Source organism: Bradyrhizobium sp. SZCCHNS1022, assembly GCF_032484835.1.
Taxonomy (GTDB): Bacteria; Pseudomonadota; Alphaproteobacteria; order Rhizobiales; family Xanthobacteraceae; genus Bradyrhizobium.
On the sequence record NZ_JAUETT010000001.1, the window covers coordinates 2,136,327 to 2,152,233 of the forward strand.

Consider the following 15,907-nt stretch of genomic DNA (forward strand, 5'->3'; position numbering starts at 1 on the left):
CTAAGAGCCGCAGCCTTGCTCGGCCGGCATCTCCTCGGCGTTGGGATCGGCCGGCGCGGTGGCCCAGGCGAGCTCGACCAGCGTCACGGTGCGCCGTCCGGCGCCGTCGAGCTGGCAGACGATGAGGCCCTGGTCCTCCATGTAGGTCAGCAGGCGCTGCGCGCGGCGCAGCGAATGCGAGCCATAGGCCCGTGCGATCGCGGCATCGCTCGGGCACGGCCGGCCTTCCTTCGCCGCACGCGCGATCATCATGAACACGCCCTGCATGTCCTCCGGCAGCAGCGAGGCGCGTAGCGAGACATCCTGCCAGGCCTCGTCCTCCGCCACATCGGCGCCGAGGCCGGCGCGGGCGCGCGCCAGCATGCGGCGGAAGTCGCTCAAGTCGGGCACGTCGGTGCCGAGACCCTCGATGCGGCAGCGGACCACGAATTCCTGATACAGCACGCCGACGGCGCGAAAGCCCGCCTCGGGCTCCGCGAGCAGCGCGACCAGGACGCGGTCGACGCGCGCGCGCCGCTCGGCGATCTCCTCGGCGCTGAGCGGCTGAATGGCCGGCTCAGGCGCCGCCTCCAGCGCGGCTGATTTCGCCGCCATCAGCTGCTCCAGCAGGTCGGGCGCCGGCGTGCGGCGCTGCGGCCGGGTGGTGTCCGGCGGCGGCGCGGCCAGGATGATGGCGCGTGCGTCTTCGAGGCTCGCTTCCGGCAGCGGCAACAGCCGCGGCGTCGCATTGCGCGGCTTGGTCTCGGTCGCACCGATGCGCAGGGCCAGCGGCCGGCGCGAGAGGGCAGGGCCGAGCGCCATGAAATGCCCGCGCTCGAGGTCGCGGAAGGCCTCCGCCTGCCGCCGCTCCATGCCGAGCAGATCGGCCGCGCGCGCCATGTCGATATCCAGGAAGGTGCGCCCCATCAGGAAGTTCGAGGCTTCCGCCGCGACGTTCTTGGCGAGCTTCGCCAGCCGCTGCGTGGCGATCACGCCGGCCAGCCCGCGCTTGCGGCCGCGGCACATCAGGTTGGTCATCGCCGACAGCGACAGCTTGCGCGCTTCGTCCGAGACTTCGCCGGCCACCGCCGGGGCGAACAGCTGCGCCTCGTCCACCACCACCAGCATCGGATACCAATGGTCGCGCCCGACATCGAACAGCCCGTTCAGGAACGCAGCCGCGCGCCGCATCTGGTTCTCGGCGTCCAGCCCTTCGAGATTGAGCACGGTGGAGACGCGATGGATGCGCGCGCGTTCGCCCGCGACTTCCAGGCCGCGCTCGGTCTGCTCCTCGCCATCGATGACGAGATGGTCGAACCGTTCCGCCAGCGTGACGAAATCGCCCTCGGGATCGATGATCGTCTGCTGCACCCAGGGTGCGCTCTGCTCCAACAGGCGCCGCAGCAGATGCGACTTGCCGGAGCCCGAATTGCCTTGCACCAGCAGGCGCGTCGCCAGCAGTTCCTCGAGGTCGACAGACGCAGGGCCCCCTGCCATCGTCTGCCCCATCTCGATCGCTACCGTCATGTGCCCCGACTCAAGACCAGCCTCGAAGAGAGAGGCGGTTAGCAAGCCGCAGCCGCCGCGTCGAGCGGTGAAGGCGGGTTGTCCCGCGTTCCACATGCGGGTGTGGATTCTTGGATCGATCGGGACGGCGCGCCCGATCACTCCACCGCGGCCGGGCGGGCGAACGAGGTGAAATAGGCCACCCTTGTCTCCTCCGCGGCCCGCCAGGTGCGGCGGATGTGCAGCAGGTCCTTGCGCGCAACCAGCCCGACGAGCTGCATCGTGGCGGGATCGACGATCGGCACCCGGCCGACGCCCTCGGCCGCCATGCGATCGGCGAGCTGGGACACGGTCTCGTCTGCATATCCCAAGATCATGGCATCGCCCGACAAGCGGTCGGCGAGGGTGACCTCGCCGGCGGGCGCTTCCGTGCGCCAGCGCAGGATGTCGGCCCGGCTGACCATGCCGACGATGCGGCCGTCCTCGGTCCGGATCGGATAGGATTTGTGGCGCGGCTCCTCGGTCGAGAAGAAATCGATTGCCTCTTCCAGGCGCATCTCGGCCGGAAGCGTGTCGACATCGCGCACCATGACGTCGCCGGCGCGCAGCAGCTCGAACGGATCGATGGCGTATTCACGCACGATGTGCTGGCCGCGCCGCGCGATCTTCTCGGTCAGGATCGATCGCTTGAGCATCAGGACGGTGATGGCGTAGCTCGTGCCGGTCGCGATCAGCAACGGCATGAGCAAAGAGAGATTGCCGGTCAGCTCGACCGCGAACAGCACGCCGGTCAAGGGCGAGCGCATGGTGCCGCCCATCATGGCGGCCATGCCGACCAGCGCCCAGGCGCTGGCATCGCCGGGCAGGTATTGCCCTTCGAGCCAGCCCAGGCATCCGCCGAAGATGAGCAGGGGCGCCAATACGCCACCGGAGGTGCCGGAGGCCAGCGCGACGATCCAGATCGTCGATTTGACGATGAGGATGAGCGCGACCTCCTTGGCCGTCACATGGTTTGCGAGCAGGTCGCCGATCACGTCATAGCCGACCGCCAGCGCCCTCGGCTCGATCAGACCGCCGAGCCCGACGGCAAGCCCGCCGAGCGCCGGCCACCACATCCAGTGGATCGGCAGCGCGCCGAACAGATCCTCGGCCTTGTAGAGCAGCCCGGTCAGCAGGCCCGATTGCAGTCCAGCGACGAGACCCACGCCGACGCAGATCAGCGGGACCCAGCCTGAGAGGTTCAGACTCCCGGAAAATGCGAACAACGGCCCGGAGCCGAGCACGTAAGGACGCAACACGGCCGAGAGTGCGCATGCCGTGAGCACCGGAATCAGGCTGCGCGGCTTCCATTCGAACAGCAGCAGCTCCACCGCCAGCAGCACGGCGGCGATCGGCGTGCCGAAAATCGCGGTCATGCCGGCGGTCGCGCCGGCCACCAGCAGGGTCTTGCGTTCGTTGGCGCTGAGGCTGAAGCACTGTGCAAACAGCGAGCCGATCGCGCCGCCGGTCATGATGATCGGCCCTTCGGCGCCGAACGGTCCGCCCGAGCCGATCGAGATGGCGGAGGAGAGCGGCTTCAGGACGGCCACCTTCGGCGACATGCGGCTCTCGCCGATCAGGATCGCTTCGCCCCGTCATGGTGCTGTGAGTTCGCGAACGGGTGTGTCTGCTGTTCGGAGCATCGTTTACGGCTAGCCGAAGTAACGCCGATGCAGGTGCGACAAAGCAACGCAAGCTGCAGTGTGACGCGGAGGGGACTAACCCGCGCGTTGATCGCTGCAATCTCTGAGCTCCCTGCGCGGGCTCTCTTGCAGTCGTGCGCGAGGGCGCGTAATCAGAACATTTGAGGTTGCAATTTCAATCACGGATTTTTTTTGATGCGTGATAGTCCGGTCGGGATCGGCGATCTGCAGATCATTTTCCACGATGACGACGAGACTCCGTTCGAGTTCGTCGTCGATCTCCTTCGTTTCGTCTTTGGGCGCTCGGAGATCGAGGCTGCCGCCTTTGCAGCGAGCGTCGGTCAGCTCGGCAGAGCGGTGTGCGGCACCTATCCCGCGGCTGTCGCCGAAGCGATGCTGCAGGCGGCCCGGCAGCGAATTGAGGCGGCACGCCATCCGTTGCTGGTGACCACGATGGCTTTCGGCGCGACGGCTGAAGATGGCGAGCCTCGCTGCGCGCTGTGTGGCGGCAGCGGTGAGGCGCAGCAGGATTCCTTCAAGGGAGAGCGTGGTTTCATTTGTGCGCCGTGCGCTCTGGCTGCCAGCACTCATCTGTCCCATGCCTTGCCGAGCGGGAAGTTCAAATATGCTCACGAAGCGATCGCCTGGCATTTTGCCGGACGGCAGCAGGATGAGATCGTCACGACATCGCGACAGTTTCCAGGGCATATGCGCGCCGACGTCCAGATCGCGTTCGACAAACTGTTTTCGGCGTCGCGGCTGCGCTTCTTCGGGCTCTATGACCAGTATCGCTATGAGACGCTCGGCTACGCGACCTTGATGAAGGAGAACCAGTATCCGGTCGCGATCGCGGCGGCGCAATTTCAGGAGGTCGATGTCGGCGAGGATGCGCCGATCAGGTGCCTCAACAATGGCTTGTGGTTGGGCCGCGAGGACGATTGCCCCTACGCGGTCGTGCTGTCGTTCCACCGCGAATACAGCCGGGAGCTCGGCATCTGCGTCGAAATCGCCGTTCCGGTCGGAGAGGACGGCCTCGATCTGGTGCAACGTTGTTTCGCAGAGCTGGAAGCGGCGATCGCCGTCGCGCGATCATATCGCGGCAAGGTGCTGTCGCTCGAAGGCGAGACCAATTACCGCGGCCGTGCCAAGGGCATCCTGGTTCACCGGCTGCCGCAGGTCCGGCGCGAAGAGGTGGTTCTGCCCACGCAGACATTAAATCTGCTCGATCGCAACGTAATCAGCTTCGTCGAGAGCCGGGACGCATTGCGAAAGCTCGGGCAGTCGACGCGCAAGGGCATTCTGCTGTATGGACCGCCGGGCACCGGCAAGACGCATACGATCCGCTACCTTGCGGCTAACCTTCCCGGTCACACGACGCTGATCATCACGGCCGATCAGATGGGGCTTCTGTCGCATTACATGGCGCTGGCGCGTCTGTTGCAGCCGGCCATGGTGGTGATCGAGGACGTGGATCTGATTGCCCGGAATCGCGAGTCCATGAACGGCGGATGCGAGGAAACCTTGCTCAATGCACTGCTCAACGAAATGGATGGGCTCAAGGACAACGCCGATATCCTGTTCGTGCTGACGACCAATCGGCCGGAGCAACTCGAGGCCGCGCTTGCCGGACGACCCGGTCGGATCGACCAGGCCATAGAAGTGCCGCTACCTGACGAGATCGGTCGCGAGAGGCTGGTGCGCCTCTATGGCGGTGGACTGACGCTGGCGAATGCCGTTGTGGCGGAGGCCGTCGTCCGCACGGCGGGCACCAGCGCCGCCTTCATCAAGGAGCTGATGCGGAGGACCGCGCAATCGAACATCATGCGCGGCGACGGCGGACTCGTAACCTCGGAGGACCTTTCGGAGGCACTGGACGATATGCTGTTCATGGGTGGCCGGCTGAATGCGACGCTGCTCGGGGGAGCGGACGGCAGGCCGCGAGCCTCGCGCGAGGCTTAGGACGAACCCGTCATGCCGCTCTCAGCCGTCCATATCGAGAACTACCGCTCGGTGCGTCATCTCTGGCTGCCCGTCGAGCAGCTGACCATCTTCGTCGGCGCCAACGGCGTCGGTAAGACCAACCTGTACAAAGCGCTGGCGCTGCTGCGCGCCGCCGCCGAGGGCAACATCACGCGTGCCATTGCAGAGGAGGGGGGCCTCGAATCCGTGCTCTGGGCCGGCCGGCGCAGGCATGGCAAGCCGATGCGGCTGGTGCTCAAGGCGCAGTTCGACGAACTCGAATATGGCCTCGAGATCGGGCTGCCGCATTCCTATGAGATCGAACTCGGCCTGTCGCAGCCCACCGAGGCAGCGTTCGGGCTGGAGCCACTGGTCAAGACCGAGCGCGTCGTCGTTCGCCATGGCCGCCGCGACGCCGTGATGATGGAGCGCAAGGGGCCGATGGTCATGCTGCGCAACGACAACGGCGAACGGGAAACTCACAAATCCGCGGTGCTGGCGTCGGAAACCGCGCTCGCCTCCTTCCGCGACGCGGCCCGCTATCCGGAACTCGAAGCGATCAGGCGCGAGATGCTGGAATGGCGACTCTATCACGATTTCCGCACCGACGCCGCCTCGCTGATCCGCCAGCCGTGCCATGCCATCACCACGCCGACGCTTTCAGCCGATGGACGTGATCTCGCGGCGGTGCTGGCGACCTTGTCGGTCATTCGCCAGGACACGACCGACCTCGATGCCGCGATCGATGATGCCTTCCCTAGGGCGAGGCTTCGTGCATGGGCCAAAGGCAGCTGGTGCCGGTTCAGCCTGACCTTCCCGGACATGCCGCGGCCGTTCCAGGCTCATGAATTGTCGGACGGGACACTCAAATATCTCTGCCTGCTCGGTGCGCTGATGGGTTATCGGCTGCCGCCGCTGATCGCGCTGAACGAGCCGGAGGCGAGCCTGCACCCCTCGCTGCTCGCGCCGCTCGCCCGCCTGATCGCGCGCGCTGCAGGCCGCGCACGCATCTGGATCGTCACGCATTCCGAAGATCTCGCGCGTCATCTGCAGGAGGAGACCGGCAAGCAGGCTCGCCGCGTCATCAAGTCCACGGGCGCTACGGGGATCGAGGGGCTGAAGCTCTCGGGCGAATATACCGAAGAGGAAGAGGAGGAATGATTGCCGGCTTCAGCTCGGTTGCTGCCGCCAGCCCATTCGCGACGGCTGACGAAATGCACTATTCGCATAACAGGGCTGGTATATGCGAACGCAATGTCAGGACATCGAAGCTGCGCAAGCCGTGCGCCAAAACGCGAAGTTCGCCAGCGATTTCAACCTGACTCGGCCTGTCCAGTCCTTCTGCGAAAAATTTTTCTGTTTCGTTTTTTCAGAAATTGTGGTTCTCTATGTGCATCCCGCCTCGAGCAAGGGGCGCTTCGCGATCGTCACGAACGTTGGGTGCGGGATGCGGTGGGCGTGTCGGGCTGCAGCGTGTTCATTCACGCCGACGAACAGCGCGACGCGCACGGTCAAGCCGCGTGGTCCTGGCGCCCCGGTGCTGGCGCTAAGTTCGCGATGATGCGTTTGGCGCGTCACGGACGACAGGGGCAAGAAAGCCGGTCCCTGGGGAGAGCGCGGAGTAAGCCGTAAAGCCATCGCGCAGGGAAGGCCGGGATGTTTCGGCCAAACCTGTGGTGACTGCCGCCTGCTTTTCTTTCTGCAGGCGGGCCATGGGGGCGGCGAGCTCCCGGCCTTCCCTGCTCCCTCTCGATTTCGAGAGGAGGCAAACCGGCAGCATCACTCGGGCACAACGTGCCGCGAGAATGAAATGGCATGTTTGGAACGGTCGTCCAACAAGCTCACCGTCATTCGGGGGACGCGTTCGGTGCGACGCGATGACAACGGAGAGAGCCTCTCGACGTCGGCGCAGGCCCAGGTCAGTCAGCGGGCTTGGCTGCCGCGGGCAGCGACCGCAGCCGCGCCAGCAGTTGACGGCAATAGGCCGGCGTCAGCGCGCAGTCGTCAAACAGGATGTGATAGACGATCGGGGCCACCACGTGGTCGATCACCTCTTCGATGTCGAACGGCTGTTCGCCTCGCGCCTTCGCCCGTGCCACGATGGTTGCAAGATGCGCGCGCGTGAAGCTGCAGCATTGTGCGGGGAAGCTTTCGCCCGAGGCCGACAGCACGTCGCGCAACAGGGATTGCCCGACCGGCGAGGACATTTCTTCCGCATATTGCTCGATGAAGGCGCGCAGGTCGGTCGCGACCGCGCCGGTGTCCTCGGGATCGCAGGCCGGCCGCAGCCGTTCGACCGCGACGTCCGCCAGCAAGGCGGGCAGGTCGCCCCAGCGCCGGTAGATGGTCGATGGGGTCACGCCGGCTTCAGTGGCGATCTGCGGCACCGTCAGCGCCTCGCGGTCGGTCGTCGCGCTCAGGCGCTTCACCGCCTCGTGCACGGCCGCTTGGATGCGCGCGCTGCGGCCGCCAACCCGGACACGTTCTTTGACCGCCACCATCCTGCTCCGTGCAGCCTTGCCATGCGAAAAGCGAAGCCGATCTTAAAGCAAATAATTTGCTTTAGCGTACGGGTTCACCTATCCTTAAAGCAATATATTGGCTTTAGGAGGTCCCATGCAAGGTGGTCCGGCCCCAGCGGTGGCTCCAGCAGTGGAGGTATCCGCGACGCCCAAACCAGCGGCCCGGGCGTTTTCGCTGGCCGCGATGACCCCATACAGCTTTGCCGGCGCGATGCTGATCGGGGCCAGCAGCAGCGCGGTGACGCCGCTGTACCGGCTCTATCAGCAATCGATGCAGCTGACGCCGTTCTGGATCACGGTCGTCTTCGCAAGCTATGTCGTGAGTCTGCTCGCCGCGCTGCTGACCGTCGGCGGGCTGTCCGACTATGTCGGGCGACGGCCGGTCATTTTCGTGGCGCTGCTCCTGAACGCCGCGGCGATGCTGATCTTCGCCGAGGCCGGCGGTCTGTGGCAGCTTATTGCGGCGCGCATGGTCCAGGGGCTGTCGGTCGGCATCGGCACCACGGCGTTTGGCGCGGCCATCCTCGATACCAGCCGGATGCGCGGTCCGTTGCTGAACAGCGTCACCGCCTTTCTGGGTCTGACGGCCGGAGCACTCGGGACGGTGGCACTGATGATGTTCGTTCCCGATCCGCTGCATGCCGTCTATTACGTGCTGCTGGGCCTTACGCTGCTCCTGCTCCTGCTGCTCCGGTTCATGCCGGAGAGTTGCTCGCCCAAGGACGGTGCGCTGGCCTCGCTGCGTCCGCATGTGGCCGTCCCCGCGCAGTCGAAGCCGGTTCTTGCGCGGTTGACGCCGGCCAATGTGGCGGCTTGGTCGCTCGGCGGGTTCTATCTGTCGCTGATGCCGACCGTGGTCGCGACGGCGATGCACGTCAACTCGCCCTGGGTCGGCGGCCTCGTGGTCTCAGCATTGATGCTGACGGCAGCCGTTGCGGTCGCGGCGTTCCGGAACTGGCCGGCGCGCCGGCTGATCCTGAGCGGCACCAGCATGGTCCCCGTCGGAGTCGCGGTCTCGATGCTTGGGATTGGGCAGCAGCAGGTGGCGGCGCTGTTCGCCGGCACCATGATCGCGGGTGTAGGCTTCGGTGCGACGTTCTCTGGGACGCTCCGCACATTGCTGCCGACGGCTCACGCCCACGAGCGCGCCGGGCTGCTCTCGGCGTTCTACCTGCAGTCCTATCTGGCGTTTGCCATCCCCGCTGTTGCCGCCGGGCTCGCGGTGCCGTGGATCGGGCTGTCGATGGTGGCCTATGTCTATGGTGCCGTCATCATCGTGCTGACGGTGATCTCGTGGGTAGCGTCACTGCTTGTGGAGCGCTGAAGATTGGCGATGGTGGTGTAGGATGGGTTGAGCGAAGCGATACCCACCTCCATCGTGCAGATCTATCGGTGGGTTTCGCTACGCTCAACCCACCCTGCGGACCTACGATCTACGGACCTGCGATCCCTGCGTTCGTTATTGCGAGCAAAGCGAAGCAATCCAGAGTCGCAAGGAAAGTCTGGATTGCTTCGTCGCCTTCGGCGACTCGCGATGACGGCCGTAGTTGTCGCCCCGTCGAGGTCTCACACTTCTCGCCGGCTGAGGAACGCCAGCCGCTCGAACAGATGCACGTCCTGCTCGTTCTTGAGCAGTGCACCGTGCAGTGGCGGGATCAGCTTGCGTGGGTCGCGCTCGCGCAGCTGCTCCGGGCCGATGTCCTCGTTGAGAAGCAGCTTCAACCAGTCCAGCAGCTCGGAGGTCGAAGGCTTCTTCTTCAGGCCGGGAACGTCACGCACCTCGAAGAAGATGCGCAGGGCTTCCTCGACCAGGCGCTTCTTGATGTTGGGGAAGTGCACGTCGACGATGCGCTCCATCGTGGGCGCATCGGGGAACTTGATGTAGTGGAAGAAGCAGCGGCGCAGGAAGGCGTCGGGCAGCTCCTTCTCGTTGTTCGAGGTGATGATGACGATCGGGCGCAGCTTCGCCTTGATCGTCTCGCCGGTCTCGTAGACGAAGAACTCCATCCGGTCGAGCTCGAGCAGCAGGTCGTTGGGGAATTCGATGTCGGCCTTGTCGACCTCGTCGATCAGGAGGACAGGGCGTTTCTCCGCGGTGAAGGCTTCCCACAGCTTGCCGCGCTTGATGTAGTTCTTGATGTCGGAGACGCGGCTGTCGCCGAGCTGGCTGTCGCGCAGCCGCGACACCGCGTCATATTCGTAAAGGCCCTGCTGCGCCTTGGTGGTCGACTTGATATGCCAGGTGAGCAGCGGCGCACCGATCGCTTTCGCCACTTCCTCGGCCAGCACGGTCTTTCCGGTGCCCGGCTCGCCCTTCACCAGCAGCGGCCGTTCAAGCACGATCGCCGCGTTGACGGCCACTTTCAGGTCATCGGTGGCGACGTAATCCTGGGTACCGGTAAATTTCATCGAGCGTTGCCTGTCTTGTTACTTGCGTTGAGTGGCTACGCGACCGTTCCGCCGCGCGCTGTGCTGGCGGTATCGCTGCCATTGCTGACCGATTTAATCAAGCGCGCCGGATCAGCGAGAGGATCACGAGCACGATCACGGCGCCGATCGTGGCGTCGAGGATGGCCCCGAGCGTGCCGCTGGCGAGCGCAATATGCAGCGCCGGCAGCAGGTAGCTTGCGACCAGGGCGCCGATGATGCCGATCACGATATTGCCGATCAGCCCGAAGCCGGCGCCGCGCACGATCAGGCCGGCCAGCCAGCCGGCGATGGCGCCGATGATGATTGCCGCGATAAGACTCATAGGAAGCCCCCATTCAGAACTCTGTTCCAGCGATTGTAGAGCAAAAAGGCGACCGGTCCAGTGCTGCAGGTTTCCGCAGCCCTTGACGTGTCAGCGGAGGCGGGCAATCTAAGAGCCATGTTCCTGCAATTCTTCACAGCACTGCGCGAGGCGCAGGTCCCGGTCTCCTTGCGTGAATATCTCACGCTGATGGAGGCGATCGACGCCGATCTGGCCGAGCAGTCGGTCGAGAATTTTTATTACTTGTCGCGCGCCGCGCTGGTGAAGGACGAGCGCAATCTCGACAAGTTCGACCGCGTGTTCGGCACCGTGTTCAAAGGTTTGGAGAGCCTTCTGGATGCGATGGAGAAGGCCGAAATCCCCGAGGAATGGCTGAAGAAGCTCGCCGAGAAATACCTCACCGAAGAGGAGAAGCAGCAGATCGAGGCCATGGGCTGGGACAAGCTCATGGAAACCTTGCGCAAGCGTCTCGAGGAGCAGAAGGAGCGGCATCAGGGCGGCAGCAAGTGGATCGGCACCGCCGGGACCTCGCCGTTCGGTGCGTATGGCTATAACCCCGAAGGGGTCCGGATCGGCCAGGAGAAGAACCGCAACAATCGCGCCGTGAAGGTGTGGGATCGCCGCGAGTTCAAGGATCTCGACGGCAATGTCGAGCTCGGCATCCGCAACATCAAGGTGGCGCTGCGCCGCTTGCGCAAATTCGCCCGCACCGGTGCGCCGGACGAGCTCGATCTCGACACCACCATTCGCGAGACCGCGAACCACGGCTATCTCGACGTGCACATGCGGCCCGAGCGGCGCAACGCCGTGAAGGTCCTGGTGTTCTTCGATATCGGCGGTTCGATGGATTCTCATGTCGAGCAGGTCGAGGAGCTGTTCTCCGCGGCGAAGAGCGAATTCAAGCACATGGAATATTTCTACTTCCACAACTGCCTTTACGAGGGCGTGTGGAAGCAGAACAAGCGGCGCTTCACCGACCGCACGCCGACCTGGGACGTGCTGCACAAATATCCGCACGACTACAAGGTCGTGTTCGTCGGCGACGCCTCGATGTCGCCATATGAGATCATGGTGCCCGGCGGCTCGGTCGAGCATGTCAACGAGGAGCCGGGCTCGGTGTGGCTCGATCGCATCGTCCGCACCTATCCGCATGCGGTCTGGCTCAATCCGGTGGCGCAGAAGCATTGGGACTATTCGGAATCCACCACGCTCATCCGCCGCATCTTCTCCGACCGGATGTATCCGATCACGATCGAGGGACTGGAGAACGCGATGAGGGAATTGGTGCGCTAATTCAATCCGGTCATTCCGGGGCGCGGCGAAGCCGCGAACCCGGAATCTCGAGATTGTTTCATTAGCTCCAGATTCCGGGTTCGGTCCTGGCGGACCGCCCCGGAACGACGGAGCAGGGAGGTCCAAGAATGGCCCAGAGCATCACCCGCGGCATCAAGGCGCTACTCGATGAGGCCAATGCCGAGATCAAGACGCTGTCGGCTGCGGAGGCGATCGAGGCCGCCACGCGCGACGACGTCGTGATCGTCGACATCAGGGATCCGCGCGAGATCGAGCGCGAGGGGCGCATCCCCGGCGCCTTCTCCTGCACGCGCGGCATGCTGGAATTTTGGATCGATCCGCAGAGCCCTTACGCCAAGCCGATCTTTCAGCAGGACAAGACCTTCATCTTCCACTGCGCCGGTGGCTTACGTTCCGCGCTGGCGGCCAAGACCGCGCAGGATATGGGGCTGAAGCCGGTCGCCCATATCGGCGGCGGCTTCGCCGCATGGCGCGAGGCGGGCGGGCCGGTGGAGAGATGGGAGCCGAAGAAGAAGGATTGATGACATCTGTCACACGCGGGCTTGACCCGCGTGTCCATCATTTTCACAGGATGGACGGCCGGATCGGATCCGGTCATGACGATCGAAAGCGATGCTGGAGTCTCGCAAATGACCACCCCCGACCATCCTCTCGTCTCAACGGAATGGCTTGCCGCGCATCTCGGCGATCCCAAGGTGAAAGTCCTCGACGCCACCTTCAAGATGCCGGGCGTGCTGCCGCTGCCGAAGGACGATTACCTGAAGGCGCATATCCCAGGCGCGGTGTTCTTCGATGTCGACGAGGTCGCCGATCATTCGAGCTCGCTGCCGCATATGTTTCCGAGTGCCGAGCAGTTCGGCCGCGACGTCGGTCGTCTTGGAATCAGCAATGACGACACGGTCGTGATCTATGATGCCGGTGGTTGGGTTGCGGGCCCGCGCGCCTGGTGGATGTTCCTGTCGTTCGGCCACCGCGATGTGCGCGTGCTCGACGGCGGCCTGAAGAAGTGGCTGGCGGAGGGCCGTCCGGTCGAGAGCGGTGCGGTCACGCCGAAGCCTGAGAGCTTCACCGCGACGTTCGATCAGGCTCGCGTGCGCAAGATCGAGCAGATGGTGGCAAACCTCGCAAGCCAGGCCGAGCAAGTGATCGACGCCCGGCAGGCGCCGCGTTTTGCAGGAGCAGTGCCTGAGCCGCGGCCGGGCCTGCGTTCGGGTCACATCCCCGGCAGCCGCAATCTGCCCTATGCCGAATTGTTCGATGCCGCGACCGGCATGATGAAGCCGCTCGATCAGCTGCGCCAGGCATTCGCCACGGCCGGTGTCGATCTGGCGAAGCCGATCGTCACCTCCTGCGGCTCGGGCGTGTCGGCGGCGGTGCTGACGCTCGCGCTGTACCGGCTCGGTCTCCGCGACACCGCGCTCTATGACGGCTCATGGTCGGAATGGGGGCTCGACGCCGGCCCGCCGGTCGCGACCGGACCGGCCTGATGCAAGCGCCTGCTATCGCCTTCGTGGCATGGCGGGCTGTTGCCCAAACCCAGGCTGTTGCCCAAAGGCGGCTTGCTGACCAAAGGCGGCTTGTTGACCAAAGGTCGCCTGCGGGCCGAACGGATTGGCAGCTTGCTGCTGCTGGGCAATCGCGGCCTCCTGCGCCGCGCGCGCCCGCTGCGCGAGGCGGCGCTGCTGTTGGACGCGCCGTGCCGCCAGCCGCTCCCGTTCCTTGGCGATCCGTCTCTTCGCGACGCTGCGGCGCAACTGCACGCTCGCGACCTTCACCGATGCCTTCTTCTCGCTATCCGCCGCGTGCCTGTCGCTGGGTGTGGACTGCTCCGCGAGTGCCGCGAGCTTCAGTGCGATCGGATCCGACGTCTTCCTCTCGGGCTCTGCCGCGGCAGATACAGGTGATGTCGCCGTCGCGCTGCTTGCCGGCTCGGCGCTCGCAGCCGGTTGGGCGGCGGGTGACGTTGCGTCGGGCTGAGAGCGGACGGCCTCGGTTACGATTGGTGTTGCGTCGGCGCTCTGCGCGGCCGGTACAACGGCGGATTTGGCAGTTTCCGGCGGGGCCGGATCGGGAACCGTCGGGACGCTGCGGGTGGCCTCGGAAGCACTGGTTTCGACGCTCGCGATGTCGGCCCGAGCCTCAGCTGGCGGAGATGCCGGCTGGTCGGCGGTCGCCGCTACCGTCTCCGGAGGTGTTGTGACCGGAGCGGCGTCGGTGGCCTGCTTGGGCGAGTTGCTGGGATCGGCAGCAGCGGGGCGGTTGGCGGATGCCACAACGCCGACGGTATCTTCTGCCGACTTGGGTGCCAGTTCGGTCACCGTCGTCGGGGCAGCCATCGGATCGGCCGGTTTCGGCTCGACCTGCAACATGGCCAGAACCGGCGGATCTGGCTGTGGCAGCAAGGTGCCGAAGCCTGTCGCAGGTGCCGCCCGCCATGTCGCATTGCTGGCGAATTGCTCGTGGGCCGCCCGCAGCAGCGCGGCGGCGCCGAGGCCGAAGACGAGAAGCGACAGCGAGCAGATGATCGCGGCGAGCAGAAAACGAAAGCCGGGAAGCATGGATGACGAACTCTCGCCTCGGCAATCGGGCCGATGCCATCGAGTCAGCGGGAACGCGGTGATCACAGGGATGGCCGCGTTCGCGATCGGGCAGCCATTGCTGCCGGGTCGCGAATCAGGCTGCAATCAGATTACCGCAGGCGACTTGTTTGGCTTGTTAATTCGAAGGCCCAGAATGCCATCGTAGGCGCTGGAAGCGATTTTTTGGCGGCGTGAGACTTCCGTGCAACGACGGAAACCGATCACAAATTGCCGAAATGGGGCAGGGTTGGTCGAAATTGTCTTGAATGCGCCGCTATCTTCGGCCATTTGGCGGATAACAATCCCGGTCGGCTTGGGGATTTTGCAAGGGCAATGATGATCAGACAGATCCTGACGATTTGCGCTGTCGCGGCGGCGGCGGGCGCGACGGCGGTTTCGCATGCCGAGGCACAGCAGGTCTATCAGACCGCACCCGGCGCCTACTCTCCGGCCCCAACTCCCTATCCGGTGGACGCGCGCGGCGCGGGGCCTGATTTCGATGCGACCGACGACGAAGCCAATGCGAACGGAGCTGCATTGCCGCCGCCTGGACCGGTGCTGTCGCCGGACGATCCGCGATATGGCCGACCGGCGAATGCGCCCGCCTATAGCAACGTCCCGACCGGACCGATTCTTTCCCCCGATGATCCGCGCTACGGCCGCCCTGCCAACGCGCCGGTCTATGGCGCTGCGCCCACCGGTCCGGTGATGTCGCCTGACGATCCGCGCTATGGCCGGCCGGCCGGACCTCCGCCCGTGATCTATGCCGACCGTCCGGCGTCTCCGCAGCCCTATGGTGGCGTGTATGGCAACAGTGCGCCCAATGGCGACGGCTCTGCACCGCGGCCGCCCGAGGGTGTCGGTGCCGCCGTCACTGGTGCTACGCAGCCGCCCGCCGGCGCAACGCCAGACAATCGCCCGATGACCGTCGCGGCCCTGCCGCCTGAGGAGCAGCCGGACGCGGCTCCCGCCGAGCTGCCGCCGAACCTGCGTCGGCAGGAGGTCGATTTCGTCACCAAGGAGCCGCCGGGCACCATCGTCGTCGATACGCCGCACACTTACCTCTACCTGGTCCTCGGCAATGGGCGGGCGATGCGCTACGGCGTCCGCGTCGGTCGTGACGGTTTCACCTGGACCGGCGTGCAAAAGATCTCGCGCAAGAAGGAATGGCCGGATTGGTATCCGCCGAGCGAGATGATCGAACGCCAGCCTTATCTTCCGCGCTTCATGGCTGGCGGTCCGGGTAATCCGCTTGGCGCACGTGCGATGTATCTCGGCTCGACCGTTTATCGCATCCACGGCACCAACCAGCCGTCGACCATCGGTAAGTTCGTTTCCTCCGGCTGCATCGGCATGCTGAACGACGACGTTTCCGACCTGTTCGACCGCGTCAAGGTCGGCACCCGCGTGGTCGTGCTGCCGGGCGGTCCGCCGCCGGGCGGAGCCAACACGGCGACCGCCTCGGCCGCGCCGGTGCCGGGCTCTACGGCCGCCACTCCTGTGCAGGCCCAGGCGGCTGTTCCCGGCACGCAGCCATCCACGATGCAGCCGCTGCCCCCGGCAGTGACGATTCGCTGAGCCAAACTCTCCTGAAATAAAAACAGCCTCCCGGTC

General features: G+C 65.1%; 12 protein-coding genes and 1 pseudogene. 7 read left to right on the plus strand and 6 right to left on the minus strand.

Features of this window, described 5'->3' with window-relative positions; all coding sequences use genetic code 11:
- Complete coding sequence (locus QX071_RS09670; protein WP_315701045.1) at positions 1-1,506, minus strand: ATP-binding protein; 1,506 nt, start codon at positions 1,504-1,506, stop codon at positions 1-3.
- 137 nt (positions 1,507-1,643) lie between these two features.
- Positions 1,644-3,113 (minus strand): annotated as a pseudogene (locus QX071_RS09675) (chloride channel protein); the annotation flags it as partial.
- A gap of 249 nt (positions 3,114-3,362) precedes the next feature.
- Here QX071_RS09675 and QX071_RS09680 point away from each other — a divergent pair.
- The gene (locus QX071_RS09680) at positions 3,363-5,126 is read left to right on the plus strand and encodes an ATP-dependent Clp protease adaptor ClpS (protein ID WP_315701044.1); all 1,764 of its coding nucleotides are present in this window, start codon (positions 3,363-3,365) and stop codon (positions 5,124-5,126) included.
- 12 nt (positions 5,127-5,138) lie between these two features.
- Complete coding sequence (locus QX071_RS09685) at positions 5,139-6,287, plus strand: AAA family ATPase (protein WP_315701043.1); 1,149 nt, start codon at positions 5,139-5,141, stop codon at positions 6,285-6,287.
- 758 nt (positions 6,288-7,045) lie between these two features.
- On the opposite strand, the gene QX071_RS09690 is transcribed toward QX071_RS09685, so the two are convergent.
- The gene (locus QX071_RS09690; protein WP_315701042.1) at positions 7,046-7,624 is read right to left on the minus strand and encodes a TetR/AcrR family transcriptional regulator; all 579 of its coding nucleotides are present in this window, start codon (positions 7,622-7,624) and stop codon (positions 7,046-7,048) included.
- A gap of 208 nt (positions 7,625-7,832) precedes the next feature.
- On the opposite strand from QX071_RS09690, the gene QX071_RS09695 reads away from it, so the two are divergent.
- On the plus strand, positions 7,833-8,972 hold the full coding sequence (locus QX071_RS09695; RefSeq protein ID WP_315701041.1) for an MFS transporter: 1,140 nt from the start codon (positions 7,833-7,835) through the stop codon (positions 8,970-8,972).
- 242 nt (positions 8,973-9,214) lie between these two features.
- Here the strand turns inward: QX071_RS09695 and QX071_RS09700 are convergent, their stop codons facing one another.
- Together QX071_RS09700 and QX071_RS09705 are read right to left on the minus strand one after the other, a co-directional pair.
- The gene (locus QX071_RS09700; protein ID WP_315701040.1) at positions 9,215-10,057 is read right to left on the minus strand and encodes a MoxR family ATPase; all 843 of its coding nucleotides are present in this window, start codon (positions 10,055-10,057) and stop codon (positions 9,215-9,217) included.
- A gap of 97 nt (positions 10,058-10,154) precedes the next feature.
- The gene (locus QX071_RS09705) at positions 10,155-10,400 is read right to left on the minus strand and encodes a GlsB/YeaQ/YmgE family stress response membrane protein (protein ID WP_315701039.1); all 246 of its coding nucleotides are present in this window, start codon (positions 10,398-10,400) and stop codon (positions 10,155-10,157) included.
- Positions 10,401-10,517: 117 nt separating this feature from the next.
- Here QX071_RS09705 and QX071_RS09710 point away from each other — a divergent pair, with 117 nt between their 5' ends.
- The 3 genes from QX071_RS09710 (at position 10,518) to sseA (ending at position 13,201) form a co-directional block, all read left to right on the plus strand.
- On the plus strand, positions 10,518-11,693 hold the full coding sequence (locus QX071_RS09710; RefSeq protein WP_315703084.1) for a VWA domain-containing protein: 1,176 nt from the start codon (positions 10,518-10,520) through the stop codon (positions 11,691-11,693).
- 128 nt (positions 11,694-11,821) lie between these two features.
- On the plus strand, positions 11,822-12,235 hold the full coding sequence (locus tag QX071_RS09715; protein WP_315701038.1) for a rhodanese-like domain-containing protein: 414 nt from the start codon (positions 11,822-11,824) through the stop codon (positions 12,233-12,235).
- A gap of 108 nt (positions 12,236-12,343) precedes the next feature.
- Positions 12,344-13,201 carry a 3-mercaptopyruvate sulfurtransferase gene (sseA, locus tag QX071_RS09720; RefSeq protein ID WP_315701037.1) on the plus strand — a complete coding sequence of 286 codons (858 nt, stop codon included), beginning with the start codon at positions 12,344-12,346 and terminating at the stop codon, positions 13,199-13,201.
- 12 nt (positions 13,202-13,213) lie between these two features.
- Here sseA and QX071_RS09725 read toward each other — a convergent pair whose 3' ends face one another.
- The gene (locus tag QX071_RS09725) at positions 13,214-14,398 is read right to left on the minus strand and encodes a hypothetical protein (protein ID WP_315701036.1); all 1,185 of its coding nucleotides are present in this window, start codon (positions 14,396-14,398) and stop codon (positions 13,214-13,216) included.
- Between the two features lie 228 nt (positions 14,399-14,626).
- Between QX071_RS09725 and QX071_RS09730 the strand changes: the two genes are divergently transcribed.
- On the plus strand, positions 14,627-15,871 hold the full coding sequence (locus tag QX071_RS09730) for a L,D-transpeptidase (protein ID WP_315701035.1): 1,245 nt from the start codon (positions 14,627-14,629) through the stop codon (positions 15,869-15,871).
- Positions 15,872-15,907 lie beyond the last annotated feature (36 nt).

Bases quoted from the DNA above. Each gene is read 5' to 3' on its own strand.
- QX071_RS09670 (WP_315701045.1), bottom strand. From the start codon at position 1,506: ATGACGGTAGCGATCGAGATGGGGCAGACGATGGCAGGGGGCCCTGCG.
- QX071_RS09680 (WP_315701044.1), top strand. From the start codon at position 3,363: ATGCGTGATAGTCCGGTCGGGATCGGCGATCTGCAGATCATTTTCCAC.
- QX071_RS09685 (WP_315701043.1), top strand. From the start codon at position 5,139: ATGCCGCTCTCAGCCGTCCATATCGAGAACTACCGCTCGGTGCGTCAT.
- QX071_RS09695 (WP_315701041.1), top strand. From the start codon at position 7,833: ATGACCCCATACAGCTTTGCCGGCGCGATGCTGATCGGGGCCAGCAGC.
- QX071_RS09700 (WP_315701040.1), bottom strand. From the start codon at position 10,057: ATGAAATTTACCGGTACCCAGGATTACGTCGCCACCGATGACCTGAAA.
- QX071_RS09705 (WP_315701039.1), bottom strand. From the start codon at position 10,400: ATGAGTCTTATCGCGGCAATCATCATCGGCGCCATCGCCGGCTGGCTG.
- QX071_RS09710 (WP_315703084.1), top strand. From the start codon at position 10,518: ATGTTCCTGCAATTCTTCACAGCACTGCGCGAGGCGCAGGTCCCGGTC.
- QX071_RS09715 (WP_315701038.1), top strand. From the start codon at position 11,822: ATGGCCCAGAGCATCACCCGCGGCATCAAGGCGCTACTCGATGAGGCC.
- sseA (WP_315701037.1), top strand. From the start codon at position 12,344: ATGACCACCCCCGACCATCCTCTCGTCTCAACGGAATGGCTTGCCGCG.
- QX071_RS09730 (WP_315701035.1), top strand. From the start codon at position 14,627: ATGATGATCAGACAGATCCTGACGATTTGCGCTGTCGCGGCGGCGGCG.